The sequence below is a fragment of the Bacillus paralicheniformis genome (assembly GCF_001042485.2).
GTDB lineage: Bacteria > Bacillota > Bacilli > Bacillales > Bacillaceae > Bacillus > Bacillus paralicheniformis.
In genome coordinates, this window is sequence record NZ_LBMN02000026.1 from 1 (window position 1) to 14,611 (window position 14,611).

A 14,611-nucleotide genomic window follows, 5' to 3' on the forward strand; every position below is an offset into this window, starting at 1 on the left:
TATACTGATCAAGCTCTCGATATGTTAAGGTACCGCCGGAAAAACGAAGCGCCGGCATGTTCGGCGACAGAGCTGCACGGCGGGTGAAAAAACCATGCAGCGTCGGCGCCAAAGGTGCAGCGGGCTCTGTTTGATTGAATTCGTACAGCATCTTTTTGGCAGTCTCTTCGCCAAGCAATGCAATTTGTGCGATTTGTTGATTGGGATCAGCGATGACAGAGCCTATGATATGGCGTAAATACAGTTCGATTTTTTTCATCATGGCTGGATCATACAGTCCGATATCAAAATTTATGCGAATATAAAGCGAGCTTCCCGGAATGATTTTAATGCTGCATCCATAGTTGGTAACTTCCTCCATATCGAAATCATCGACTGTGAAATCGAATGCATCAGCTTGATTCAGACTTTCAATTTCGCGCTGGGCCGGTATGTTTTCAAATACGACAATATGGTCAAACAGCTCATGTTTCAGCGTGCTTTGCGCCTGAATATCATATAAAGGATAATAACTGTACGCTTCCGCTTTCAGTGACTCCTGCTGCAAGTGGCTGACCAATGTCAAAAAGGACTCCGGCCCGCTTTTGACCCGGACGGGAATGGTGTTAATGAAAAGCCCGACCATTTTTTCTACGTCCTCAAGATCAGACGGCCTCCCGGAAATAACGGAGCCGAAGACTGTGTCATCACAGCGGTTGATCTTTTGCAGAATGATTCCCCATAATGCCTGAAAAACCGTATTCAGCGTCGCGCCTGCTTGCAAGGCCAATTTTCGCAGCCCTTCAGTCTGTTCTTTAGATAGGGTAAATGCCATCTGCTCAAGCTTTCCTTTTGAGGATGATGATGTTTTGGGCAGTGATGCGGTTTGTTTGACATCGACAAGCCTTGTTTTCCAAAAAGCTTCAGCTTCTTTTCGATCCTGTCGCATCAGCCATTTAATATACTTGCTGAACGGCTGAACCGGTTCAAAATCAGGAAGCTGCCCTTTTCCTAAAGCCTTGTAAATCGCAAGAAATTCCTTCATCACAATACCAAAGCACCAGCCATCCATTAAAATGTGATGATGGCTCCAAATACAATGATATTGTTCGTGTGCCCTTTTTAAGATAGATACTCTCATAAGAGGGTCTGTTTGCAGATCAAATCCTTTTTTCTTGTCGTCATGTTCGAATTGATCGACAAATGTTTCTTTAGCCGCCTCGTCCAGATGAGAAATATCAACAAATTGAAGGCGGCTTTGCCGCTCTTTTAACACGACTTGGCGCGGCTTTGCCACATTTTTGTGTATAAACGCAGTGCGGAAAATATCATAGCGTTCAATCAGCGCGTCTAAACTTTTTTGAAACCGTTCTGTATCAAGCGAGCCGTTTATCGTAAATGATGCCTGTTCAAAGTAGGCTCTAGATTCCTGATCCAACAGCGAGTGAAACAGCATGCCCTCCTGCATAAAAGATAAAGGATAGATATCTTGTATTTCCGGTTGCTGCACCATCAGCGACTCTCCTTTTCTATAATTTATTGACAGCTCCCATAATGTCGCTTAGTTCCTCCAAAGTTAAATCTTCATCAGTGAAGTCTGTTGCACTTTTTTCATGGTTTTCTTTCTCTGTGCAATGCTTGATGATCGTTTTGAGAAAAAATTGAACATGGTCTGCTAGAGCTTGTACTGTTTCTTTCTCATATTGAAGCCGGTTGTAGACAAAGTGCATGACGAGACATTCTGAAGATACGGCGCCGCTGATATCGAGAAGATGAGGCCGCTCCCAATCCGGACTGATCTCATGCCCCGCTTTGACGGGAGAAACGCGAAATCCGCTCGACTTGATATCTTCGTCAAACTGTCCCAAATAGTTAAAGCTGATGTCGGGACGCTGGAAATCTTCAGGTTCCCACATGCCGCCGATGTATTTCAGCACCCCGTAGCCAACGCCCTTATACGGAATACGGCGCAGCATGTCTTTTGTCCGCTTGATGTGGTAGCCGAAACGCTCATGATCATCTGCGGACTCCGGAAGGCTTGCATCGAGTAAAACAGGATAAATCGAGGTAAACCAGCCGACCGTCCGGCTGATATCGATATCCTCCAAATGCGCTTCTCTTCCATGGCCTTCCAAGCTGATTTTGAATCGATCATTGCCGGTCCATTTGTGAAGCGCAAGGCCTAACGCGGCGAGTAATATGTCATTTGTATCTGTCGTATACGGCTTGTTTACAGCCGTTAACAGACGCTCTGTTTCTTGTTTTGTCAGCCGAATGTCTATGGTGTCTGTATCTTGCAGCAGATTCGTAATGGTTTCGGCATCTTTCGGAAGCGGTTCAACTCTTGTTTTTTCCCTTTCAGTCCAGTAATCTATTTCCCGTAATAGCCGTCGGCTTGTTGCGTAATCAGTCAGCCGCTTGGCATAGGTTTGATAGGAATCTGTCTTTTCCGGAAGCACGATTTCTTTTCCCGCCAGGGCCTGTTTGTATCCGGCGGTTAAATCTTCGAAGAGGATGCGCCATGATACTCCGTCGATGACAAGGTGATGAATCACAAGCAGCAAATGATCGCCGTCCGATCCGCGAAAAACGCCGGCTGCAACAAGCGGCCCTGTCTGAAGCTGAATCGATTTCTGAATATGTTCCGCGGCCCTTTCAATCATCACATGCTCTTGAGCTAATGATCCTGCTTCTCTTACATCAAGCAGTTCAAACGAAAACAGCTCCTCTTTGGCAAGCTCTTCGGCTCTGTTGTACTGTGTTAAAACTCCGTCTTGATATCCGCATACCATCCGCAATGCGTCATGATGGACCACGATATGGGCGAGCGTTTTTTGCAGAGCTGTTTCATCAAATCGCGCGGAACTGTGCAGCATGACAGATTGATGAAAGTGATCGTGTGACAAAGATTGTGAGAAAAACCAGTGCTGTACAGGCGTCAGCGGCACTTCGCCGTTGACGGGCGCTTGATCAATCTCGCGCCGGAGTTTCGTTACCCGCTTTGACAGCTCGCCAAGCGTCTGATGTTTAAACAGCTCGCGAACCGTTGTTTCATAGCCTCGCTGCTTTAGCCTTGCGCATACTTGCAGCGCTTTAATAGAATCTCCGCCAAGGTGAAAGAAATGGGCGTTCACACCGAGCCCCTCCATTCCTAAGAGCTCTTCCCAAATCTCAGCCATCATCTGTTCAATATCGTTTCTTGGGCTTATATCTTCACCTGCGCCCTGATTGGCCGCCGGTTCTGGCAGCGCATTTTCGTCGAGCTTGCCGTTAGCTGTCAGCGGCAGTTCGTCAACCTGTATGATCCGCGCGGGTATCATGTATTCCGGGAGGAGCGTTCTGAGAGATGTACGAATCTCTGCTTCATTTAGGCTCTGCGCCGTTACCGCATATCCATAGATCGATTGCTGTCCGTCTTTGTCATTTCTTGTTATGACTGCTGCTTCCTTGATTGGAGGCAGTTCTTGAAGGGCGCTTCTGATTTCTCCCAACTCAATCCGGTATCCTCTGATCTTCACTTGCGCATCTTTTCTGCCGACATATTCCAGCTCGCCGTTTGGCATCCTTTTGACGATGTCTCCCGTACGATACAGGCGCTGACCTTCGACATATGGATTTGTGATGAATCGGGAAGCGGTCAGCTCTTCTCTGTTGATATAGCCTCTTGCGACTCCGGCGCCTGCGATATACAGTTCTCCCGGCACACCGACAGGCTGCAGGTTCATATAGGCGTCCGCGACATAGGCTTGTAGGGTTGCCAGAGGTTTTCCGATATTGCTTTTATTGTGTTTCATATCGGTTCGAGTCAGCTTTTTATACGTGGCGTGCACCGTTATTTCGGTAATGCCGTACATATTGATGAGATCCGTTTCTGGATACTTCTCAATCCAGTTCATCAGCATCCCGGGCTGCAGGGCTTCTCCGCCGAAGATGACATAGCGGAGCTGTAAGCGGTCCGAATGCCTTAATTCTTCATCGATAAGCCCGTGAAAAGCTGTAGGCGTCTGGTTTAGCACAGTCACGCCTTCTTTTTGTAAAAGCCGCCGGTAGACACGGGGATCGCGGGCGGTTTCTTTCGGGACAATGACAATTTTTCCGCCGTGTAAAAGAGCGCCGAATATTTCCCAAACCGAGAAGTCGAAACAATAGGAATGGAACAGCGTCCAGACGTCCCGGGATCCGAATGAAAAAGGCAGCTCGTCATGTTTGATCAGGCTGACCACATTGCGGTGTTCAATCACTACACCTTTCGGCTTTCCTGTTGTTCCTGATGTGTAGATCACATATGCCGGCTGTTCGGCTGATATCGGCTGGCGCCGCCATTTCGCTGCGGCTTTTTCTGCCTCGTCAATATATAAAACAGGTATGTCTATAGGTTCTTCCCATTGTTGTCCGGATTGAGTAAGCAGCAGTTTGGCCCCGCTGTCATTCAGCATAAAGCGGATCCGTTCAGCTGGATAATCAGGGTCGATCGGCAAATAGGCGCCTCCCGCTTTTAAGATGCCGAGAATCCCAACAAGCATATCGAGTGAACGGTCTGTCATTAAACCGACCACTTGCCCTGAACCGACACCATGTTCATTCAACACAGCAGCTGTCCGTTCAGCCTTTTCATCAAGTTCCCGGTAAGACAGCTGCCGATCATCGATCACGGCGGCTATTTGATCCGGAGCGGCCATTGCTTGTTTTTCAAATAGACTCGCGATGTTCTCTTGTCTCGGGTATTCAGCCGTTTCTCCTGCAGCATTGATCAGCATGTTTTGTTCTTTCGGAGTCAGCATTTGCATGTCGGACAGTTTCATGTCGTGATTGGCCGACATGCTGCCGATTAGCGCTTTAAAATGATCAGACCAGCGCGCGACCGTTGCCTTTTCAAATAAGGCGGTACTGTACTCAAAATGACAGCTGATCGTACCGTCATCTTGTTCTTCGGCATGCAAAGTCAAATCAAACTTTGACGAGTGATGCGGCAGTTTATGTGATAAAAGCGTCAGTTCCGGTAATTCCATCTTGAAATCATCGCTGTTTTCAAGCACCAGCATAGCGTCAAAAAGCGGGTTGCGGTTCACTTCTCGTGGGGCGTCAAGGTGTTGGACGAGCTCCTCAAACGGATAATATTGGTTGTCAACAGCCTCAAGTGTCAGTGTTTTGATCTCTTTCAAATATGTACGGACTGTTTTATTCCCTTCAGGCTTGCTTCGCATCGCCATTGTATTCACGAACATCCCGATCACGCCATCAAGTTCTGCGCGTTCTCGGCCATGTGCAGGCGAACCGATGACAATATCCTCTTGGCCGCTCATTTTAGAAAGAAAGACTGAGAAGCCAGCCAGCAACACCATATATAACGTTGAACCTGTCTCATCCATTAACTGGCGCAGCTTTGCCCCTGTTTCCCTGTCAATATGCGTGGTCAAAGTGTCTCCGCTAAAATCGGGGAGAAGCGGCCGTTTTTGATCAAGCGGCAAGTCCAGCACCGGCAACGTCCCCTTCAGCACTTCCAGCCAGTACTGTTTTTGGCTGCCGAATGCCCCGACTGAAAACTGTTCATTTTGCCATACAGCGAAATCTTTATATTGCAGTGTCAATGGAGGCAGCTCTTTCCCGCTGTAAATGGCCGTGAATTCACGAATAAACGTGCTCATTGACATTCCGTCAGCAATGAGATGATGCATATCAAGCAGGAAGAAATGCCGGTCTTTGTTCAACGCGGCTAAGCAGACTCTGATCAGCGGAGCTCTTTCAAGATCAAACGGCTGAACGAACGATTCCAACACTTCATTGAGCGATTTCTCGAATTGAATGTGCAACTCTGTCCATTTCACTTCGGCAGATGATGCGACTTTTTGCATCGGCTCCCCGTCCTGTAAAACAAACGAAGTGCGCAGCGCCTCATGTCTGTCGATTAATGTTGCAAAAGTTTCTTTCAATCGCTTTCGGTTCAGTGTTCCGCAGAGTTCCAAGCAAGCGGGCATGTTGTAGCTTGTACTGTCTTTTGCCAGCTGATGCAGGGCATAGAGCCTTTTTTGCGCGAAAGACAAAGGATACAGATTTTTTTCCGGTGCTGGTTTTATCTCCGGACGGGTCTCACTTTTGACCCGTTCTATTGCAGGAGCCATGCTGGCAATCGTCGGATATGAAAAGACTTCGCGAATCGGCAGCTGAACATTAAGCCGCTGATAGATTTTTGAGACAAGCGCCGCCGCTTTAAGAGATTGACCGCCCAATTGGAAGAAATCATCATGTATGCTAATCCGCTCCCGCTTCAACACGTCTTGCCAAATCGACATAAGCTCTGTTTCCAGCAAAGTGCGGGGCGCTTTCGGCATGACGTCTGTCCCGCCTGAATGTGCCGGTTCCGGGAGACCGGAGCGATCCAGCTTTCCGCTCGTTGTAAGCGGCATTTTGGGCAGTATTGTAAAGCTGTCAGGCATCATATAGGCCGGCAATTTCCCGGCAAGGGCTCTATGCAGGTCCAAGCGCTCTGTTTCCTTTTGCAACACAACATAAGCCGCAAGCTCCTGTTCTCCATCTGCTGTAGTGCGTACGAGTGCCGCCGCGTCTTTTACCCCGGAAATGCCGCGAAGTGCGGATTCAATTTCTCCTAGTTCTATTCTGAATCCTCTGACTTTTACTTGGTGATCCAGGCGTCCAAGGTATTCGATCGTTCCATCCGGCAAAAAGCGCGCCTTATCCCCTGTCCTGTACAGCCGTTCTCCTTCATGAAAGGGATGGGCGGTAAAGGCTTGATCTGTCAATTCCTTTTGCTGAAAGTACCCTTCAGCAAGGCCTTTTCCTGAAATGCATAATTCACCGACAGCACCGATCGGCTGAAGGAGGTTCCCGTGCATAATATAGACAGATGTATTATCAACCGGCCGTCCGATTGTCAATTGCTCGCTTTTCTGAAGATTCCGCAGCACCGTCGTTGACACGCTGTTTTCTGTCGGTCCGTATTCGTTTATCAGTTCGGCGTTGCTGCAAATCTCGCGGCTTACGGTGATTAAATCAGGTGTCACGGCTTCCCCGGCGAATGTCACAGCCCGGAGTGTTTCCGCGTCTGTTTTTGTCAAGGTCTCCAGCAGTACGCGGTATAAGGAAGGAACGAAGAGCAGATGGCTGACGCCGTGTTGGGCGATAAGCTGTTTCATAGCCACGACATCTTTTGCATCATCTTCATCGGTCAGTAAGACGCAGGAGCCTGACAGAAGCGGTGTGAACAGACCTGTTATTGACCCGTCAAACACATATGAAAAGAGATGGAGCGCGATATCTCGGTCTGTCATGCTGTATTCTTCCCGTCTCCATTGCAATGTATTGGAAATGCTTCTGTGGCTGACGAGCACCCCTTTGGGCTGCCCCGTTGTCCCTGATGTATAAATGATGTAGGCCCAATTTTCGCTGTCTGACTGTGCTGAAAGAGCGGCTTTTGGTTCCGCGTCTGTTTCTTCAATTGTGACAATCTTTCCTTTGTAATCCGCAGGGATAAAAGGGAGCAGTTCTTGTTGCGTAACGAGCCATTTGGCTTGACTGTCGCGTAAGAGAAACGAGAGCCGCTCAGGCGGATGATCCGGATCAAGCGGTATATACGCACTGCCCGATTTCCAGATGCCGAGAAGAGCTGCGACAGTTTCTTTTGAGCGGCGCAGCATAACAGCTGCAACTTGATTTGGACCTGCGCCTTCTTTCCTTAGCGCACGAGCGATTTGATTAGCTCGCTCATCTAATTCACGGTAGCTCCAGCTTGTTTCATTGAATCTGAGCGCCTCTTGTTTCGGTGTTTTGGCGGCCTGCTCTTCAAACAGCTCATAAACTGTTTGATCCGGATAAGTTCGCTGTTTGCCGTGAAAGGAATGAATCAGTTTTTTTTCAGCGAGTGGCACGGGATCAATGCTTGTGATCAATTGATCGGGATCTGATAGTATACAATCGATCACTTCTTTTACATGCCCTTGAAGCCGAAGTATGTCGGTTTGATCATAGACCTCGGCGTTATAGCTGAATTTTATGTAAAAGGTCTCACCGGGAACAATGACAATATTCAAGTCGTAATTGGTTTCCTCTGACGTGGAAAAATGATCAAGATGAAGAGCGTTTTCCTCCGATTCTTCCCAGCCGTTAACCTCTTTCTGCATTTGGACGGGATAATTTTCAAATACAAGGATATGATTGACCAGGTCTTTGTTTAAGCCGCTCTCGTTTTGAATCTCATAGAGAGGATAATAGCCGTGATCTTCACAAGTCAGGATGTCTTTTTGCACCTGTTTGGCGAGTGAAGAAAATGACATACCCGCAGAAGAGCGAATCCGGACAGGCACCGTGTTAATGAACAGTCCGGCCATTGATTCGATCCCGTCAATGGCGGAAGGCCTCCCTGAAACAACTGCGCCGAATACAGCGTCATCAGTCGCGTTGTAGCGGTGCAGAAGCAAGCCCCATATACTTGTAAACAATGTGTTTAACGTCACGCCCAATCGCCTTGCTAAATCGGAAAGTTTTTCAACCGTTTCCGGCTTGAGTGAGAATTGAAGGTGACTCGGTGTATAAACGCCTTCTGTTGTTTTGCTTTTTGAACCGGGGACAGAGACAGGCTCCCCGTACCCTTCCAAATAATCGGACCAGAAGGCAGCTGTTTTTTCTCTACTCTGACCGCGAAGCCAAGTCATGTATGTGCTGTAAGGCGCCGGCTTCCCAAGGTGGAAAGGCCGGCCGTTTCTTAGAGCGTAGTACATATGGAAAAAATCTTGCAGCACAATACCTAAGCTCCATCCATCCATCATGATGTGGTGGTGGGTCCAGACGCATGTATGTCGTTTTTCTCCTGTTTGATACAGGGTCAGCCGCATTAATGGGCCTTTTTGCAGGTCGAACCGTTGATGCCGATCTGCTTGTTTGCAGCTATTTATCAACGTATTCTGTTGTTCAGCCGTCAAGGCAGAAATATCCTCCGTCTGAACAGCTACTTTTCGGTGTGATAGAACGACTTGCTGCGGCCCGTCCAGATCAGGCACCTCTTTTATATAAATCGTTCTGAAAATGTCGTAACGTTCAATCAATAGATCCAGACTCTTCTGAAATGAATCCAGACACAAATCACCGCTGATGGTGAAGGAAATTTGTTCAATATAGGCGTTTGAATCAGGGTGAAGCAGTGAATGAAACAGCATTCCTTCCTGCATATACGACAATGGATAAATATCTTGAATCTCTGTCTCTTGCGCCATGAATGCCACACACCTTTCCGGCGAAATTAAAGTTCTTTTACGAGATTGGCAATACTTTCGAATGAAGCGGAAGTCAATTGTTTATTGCTGAAATCGCTCAATGTTTTTTCTCGTTTTTTCTTGGCGGAACAATGCTCAATGACCTCACAAAGGCGGTCATAGAAGCCATCCATAAATGTTTCAATCGAACGCCTGGAAAAGACGTCGGTATAGACAGTTTGAATATCAAGCCGCTGATTGACGACCATTGCATTAATGTCCAAATCAAATTCTCTCGGCCGCTCTTCTGCAATGTTGTGGCGCGGCTGATAAGGAGACATCCGCATCATTCCTTCGAGACCGTCGAACTGTCCGAGATAGTTAAAGCAGATTTCAGGTTCACGGTGCTGAATACGTTGGGACGATTGCAAAAGCCCGTATCCGGTTCCTTGGTTCGGCACGCGTCTCATCATGTCTTTCACGTTTTTTATACGGCAAGCGGTTTTTTCGCTTGAATTGTCCGGTGCACTCATGTCCAGAAGAACCGGATAAATCGAGGTGAACCATCCTACAGTTCTGGAAATATCAATGTCCGGAACATGTCCTTCCCTGCCATGTCCCTCAACACTGACAAGGAAATGCTCACGTTTCGTCCAATCGGCAAGCGCCATTCCCAAGGCCGCCAGCATCAGTTCATTCACCTCTGTGCCGTATGCCTGTTTTGTCTGAAACAGCAGCTGGTTTGTCAGTTTCACGCTTAACATGCGCGAAGCGATGAGTGCCGTTTTTTGCAGCCTGTCCGCATTCCTATGACCGTCTTTTGGTAATGCGGTCGTTTCAAAAGATATCGCATGCTCCCAATATGCCGCTTCCTCAAGCAGTTCGTTGCTTGTTGACAATGGATGCAGCCTGTTTGCATATGTTACGTAAGAATCGCTTTTCTGCGGCAATTTAATTTTTCTGTCTGCTAAAGCTTGCTGATAAGCTGTTTGTAAATCTTCAAGCAAAATTCTCCATGACACACCATCCACAATCAGATGATGAATGGCGATCAGCAGATGGTCTGCATCCCGCAATCTGAACAATCCAATGTGACAAAGGAGTCCTTCGTCCAAACGCATTGCCCGCTGTATTCGTTTTTCCTCCGCTTCTATGCGTTCGGCAATCTGCGTCTCATCGGCGAGGTCTATGGTCTTAAAGCTGAATCCATCCTCATCCGTTTGACTGATTCCGCGATTATATTGAAGGATGCGTCCGTTATCGTCTTTTTTAAACATCATCCGCAAGGCGTCATGATGCTTGATTAAAGCGGATACGGCCCGGCGCAGTGCAGCCTCGTCCAATCTTTTTTCACTTGTGAGCATGACTGCTTGATTGTAATGATGTTCAAAGGCGCCAGGATAGGCAAAAAACCTTTGCTGTACAGGTGTTAGACTGGCATTCCCTTCAACAGGTCCCTGATCGGCAATTGATACGGTCGGAGTCAGGTGACTCGCCAGTTCTTCAATGGTCGGAAATTGAAATAAATCCCGAATCGTCATATCCCATCCTTCAGCGGCAAGACGAGCCGACACTTGCAGCGCTTTTATGGAGTCTCCCCCCAGCTGAAAGAAAGAGTCGGTGATGCCTGCTTGCCGTACATGGAGCACATCCTCCCAAATCCGGCATAGCAATGCTTGTTTTTCATTTTGCGGGGCATGGTAAGTTTCCAAGCTCTGAACATGTGCAGCAGGCAAAGCGTCTTTATTCAATTTGCCGTTAAATGTAAGCGGCATTTTCTCTAAACCGACAAAATGAGCTGGAATCATGTAAGCCGGAAGCCTTTTTGCCAAATCTAAACGCAGATCGATGATGTCTGCTTCTTTAGGAACGACGTATGCCGCCAAATAGGTTTTCCCTTCAATATCTTTTTGAATGGCGACTGCCGCTTCTTTGACATGCTCGTTCTTCAAAAGCGCATTTTCTATTTCTTCGAGCTCAATTCTGTAGCCCTTTATTTTGACTTGTTGATCAAGACGCCCATAAAGACGGAGGGTGCCGTCAGGAAGCCAGCAGGCCTGATCTCCGGTTTGATACAGCGGCCGACCTTGCGCTAAAGGATCGCTGAATTTGGCTTTTGTCAATTCAGCTTTTCGCCAATAGCCTTTGGCCACGCCTTCCCCCCCAATAAAAAGTTCTCCCGGGACGCCGATGGGCTGAACTTGTTTGTTCTTGTTGAGAACATACATTTGTACATTTGGGAGCGGAATGCCGATCGGTACAAAATCGTGATAGCGCTCTTTACTCATCGTGATTTCATAATAGCTTGAATCAATGGTCGCCTCTGTTACACCGTAGCTGTTGATGATCCGCATCTCTTTTCCGAATCGTTCATTTAATGTGTAAAAATCCTGTGCACTGACAATATCTGAGCCCAGAATCAGCACCTTTAGGCTCGGTAATCGATATTTCCGCCGGTAAACATATTCCATAAAGGGAACAACCAGGGCTGGTGTCGATTCCATTAATGTAATCTGCTGTTGATTCATCAGCTTACATAACAGTTCGGGCTCAATTCGGACATCATCCGGGCAAATCACAAGCGTTCCCCCGTTTAAGAATGCCCGGGCTATGTCTCCTGAAAAGACATCAAACGAGAAACTGGCCATTTGCAGCACTCTCGCCGGTGTGCGGTCAAGCTCATAGATGCTTCGCCAAGCAAGCGCTGCATGTGTGAAATTGCGATGTCTGACTTCAACTCCTTTTGGCGCTCCTGTTGTTCCCGAAGTATAGATGACATAGGCAGTATCTTTTGGAGTTGCTGTTGAAACTATATTTTCCTCGTGCAGGCCATTATGTTCATGGTCAAGCTGGATGCAAGGCATACTGCCATCTGTCAAAAGTGAAGCGATATCTATATATTCAGCCTGGGCCAGCAGCGCAGATGCTTCGCTGTCTTTTAATAAAAACCGAATTCTTTCTTCTGGATAATGGGAATCTATCGGGATATACGCTCCTCCCGCTTTCAGCACGGCCAAAACACCTATGATGGCTTCAATCGAACGATTGGCCAAAATCGCAACTCGTTTTCCAGGACCGATTCCGGCTGTTTGAAGCGTCCGCGCCAGTCGATTGGCGCGACCATTCAATTGGTGATAGCTGATCTGTTTCGAGCCCTCAATGACTGCGATTTTCTGAGGATTATTCGCTGTTGTTTCTTCAAACAGTTCGTGAAACACTGCTGTTCGTTCTGGAAGTTGAAGGTGTTTGTGATTAAATTCAACAAGAATTTGGTATTGATCTTCATCGTTCAGAAGATTGAAGCGTGCAAGATCTGTCTCGGGCTGATGGACGATATGGCGCAAAAGTACAAGCAAATGTTTCATCCAGCGCTCGATGGTTGTTTTTAAGAAAAGATCGGTGCTGAATTCCATGTCGAGACGGATATTCCCGTTAGATTCGCAAGCGGTCAATGTAAGGTCAAAAATAGATACTTGATGGGCAAATGTTTGAACGCGATTGACTTGAAGGCCGGCTAATTGCATATCATGCTGTTCCATGTTTTGCAAAATAAACATGGCGTCAAACAACGGATTGCGGCTCATATCACGGACGACATCAAGCCTGTCGACAAGCTCCTCAAACGGATAATCCTGATGTTCAAATGCCTCAAGCGCCGTTTCGCGGACCTCTCTTAAGAAATTGCTGAAACATTTGTTTTCGGCCGGATGCGTTCTGATCGCCAATGTGTTGACAAACATGCCGATGACAGGTTCTAAGTCTTTGTGCGGCCTTCCGGCGATCGGCGAACCGATGATGATATCCTCCTGTCCGCTGAGACGGGCAAGAAGCGTGCTGTACGCGGCGAGAAGAACCATATACAGGGTGCAGCCGTTGTCGCGGGCGATCTTGTAAAGGCCGGCTGTTGTTTTCGCATCAAGCGTGCGGGACACTGTATCACCCGCAAAGCTTCGTACCGTCGGGCGGGCGTTGTCGGCCGGAAGCTCAAGCACCGGCAGCTCTCCGTCGAGCTGCTTCAGCCAATAGGCTTCCTGTCTGTTGTACGCCTCCCCTTGTTTGAATGCCTGTTGCCAGACGGCGTAGTCTTTATATTGAATCCGCAGCGGGGCAAGCGTCCGGCTGGCGTACAGCTCGCTGAATTCGTGGATTAAAGTGCCGACAGACACCCCGTCGGAAATAATGTGATGCATGTCTACCAACAACAGGTGGCTCTCCTCTGCTTCCTTCACAAGAGCGGCGCGGAAAAGCGGCGCTTCTTGAAGCCGGAACGGACGGACAAAGTCTTTAGCCGCGGCCAATTCCATCAGCTGAAACGGGACATCATCATGGATGCGCTGGACAGGCTCGCCGTCTACCCCGGTTTCAAACGACGTCCTGAGCGATTCGTGGCGGCGGATCAGCTGCCTGAATACTTCATCAAGCCGGGCGCGGTCGAGCGGTCCTGTCAGCTTAAGCGCCGCCGGCATATTGTAGCCGACACCGCCGTCTTCCAGCTGCTGAAGGACATACATCCGCTTTTGCGCCGAGGACACCGGGTAGGTGTCCTGTTTATCTGCCGGTTCAATCGCCGCATGCGGGCTTTCATCCAATTCCTGAATCACGGCGGCGAGCTCTTCCAGTGTCGGCTTGGCGAAAATCTCCTTCAGCGGCACTTGCACGCCAAACGCTTTGACGATGCGGGAGACGAGTGCTGTCGCTTTCAGCGAGTGGCCGCCTTGTTCGAAAAAGTGGTCGCGAGTGCCGGCAGGGCCGTATTTCAGCACCTCTTCCCAAAGCTTGGCGAGCTTCATTTCCGTGATGGTTCGCGGCGCGGTGTAAACGCGTCGTTCAGCCGCTCCGTCGGGAGCGGGCAGCGCCTTGCGGTCAAGCTTGCCGCTCGGGGTGACAGGCCACTCACGCATCTCGATAAATGATGAAGGCATCATATAGGCCGGCAGGCGTTTGCCCAGTTCTGTCCTTGCGGTCTTTTGATCCTGACCTTCAATATAGGCGCAAAGCTCGGTTTCCTCCCCTTCTGTCCGGGCGATAACCGCCGCTTCCCGCACGCCGTCGATCTGGCGAAGTGCCGCTTCGACTTCCCCCGGTTCGATCCGGTAGCCGCGGATTTTCACTTGACCGTCCATGCGGCCCAGCCATTCAACGGTGCCGTCCGGGAGCCATCTCGCCAGATCGCCCGTTTGATACATGCGTTCCCCTGAATAAAAGGGGTCATCGAGAAACCGTTCTTCTGTCAGCTCCGGACGGTTCAAGTAGCCCCTTGCGACGCCCGCGCCTGCGATATACAGTTCTCCGGCCACCCCTATGGGCTGGACAGCTTTCTCACTGTCTAAAATATAAAGACGGGCTCCCGGTACAGGTTTTCCGATCGGAAGCCGCATCCGTTCCCTGTCTTTTTCATGGTCGTACCGATAAAATGCGGCATCCACCGT

Annotated in this window: 3 protein-coding genes; all 3 read right to left on the reverse strand. The window is 48.7% G+C overall.

What is annotated here, in order from left to right:
• A partial coding sequence (locus ACH97_RS16455; RefSeq protein WP_241494264.1) for a condensation domain-containing protein occupies nt 1-1,492 on the reverse strand: 1,492 nt, incomplete at its 3' end.
• Nucleotides 1,493-1,508: 16 nt separating this feature from the next.
• On the reverse strand, nt 1,509-9,203 hold the full coding sequence (locus ACH97_RS16460) for a non-ribosomal peptide synthetase (protein ID WP_057957850.1): 7,695 nt from the start codon (nt 9,201-9,203) through the stop codon (nt 1,509-1,511).
• A 26-nt stretch (nt 9,204-9,229) separates the two neighbouring features.
• A partial coding sequence (locus tag ACH97_RS16465; RefSeq protein ID WP_081043997.1) for a non-ribosomal peptide synthetase occupies nt 9,230-14,611 on the reverse strand: 5,382 nt, incomplete at its 5' end.

Bases quoted from the DNA above. Each gene is read 5' to 3' on its own strand.
- ACH97_RS16460 (WP_057957850.1), bottom strand. From the start codon at position 9,203: ATGGCGCAAGAGACAGAGATTCAAGATATTTATCCATTGTCGTATATG.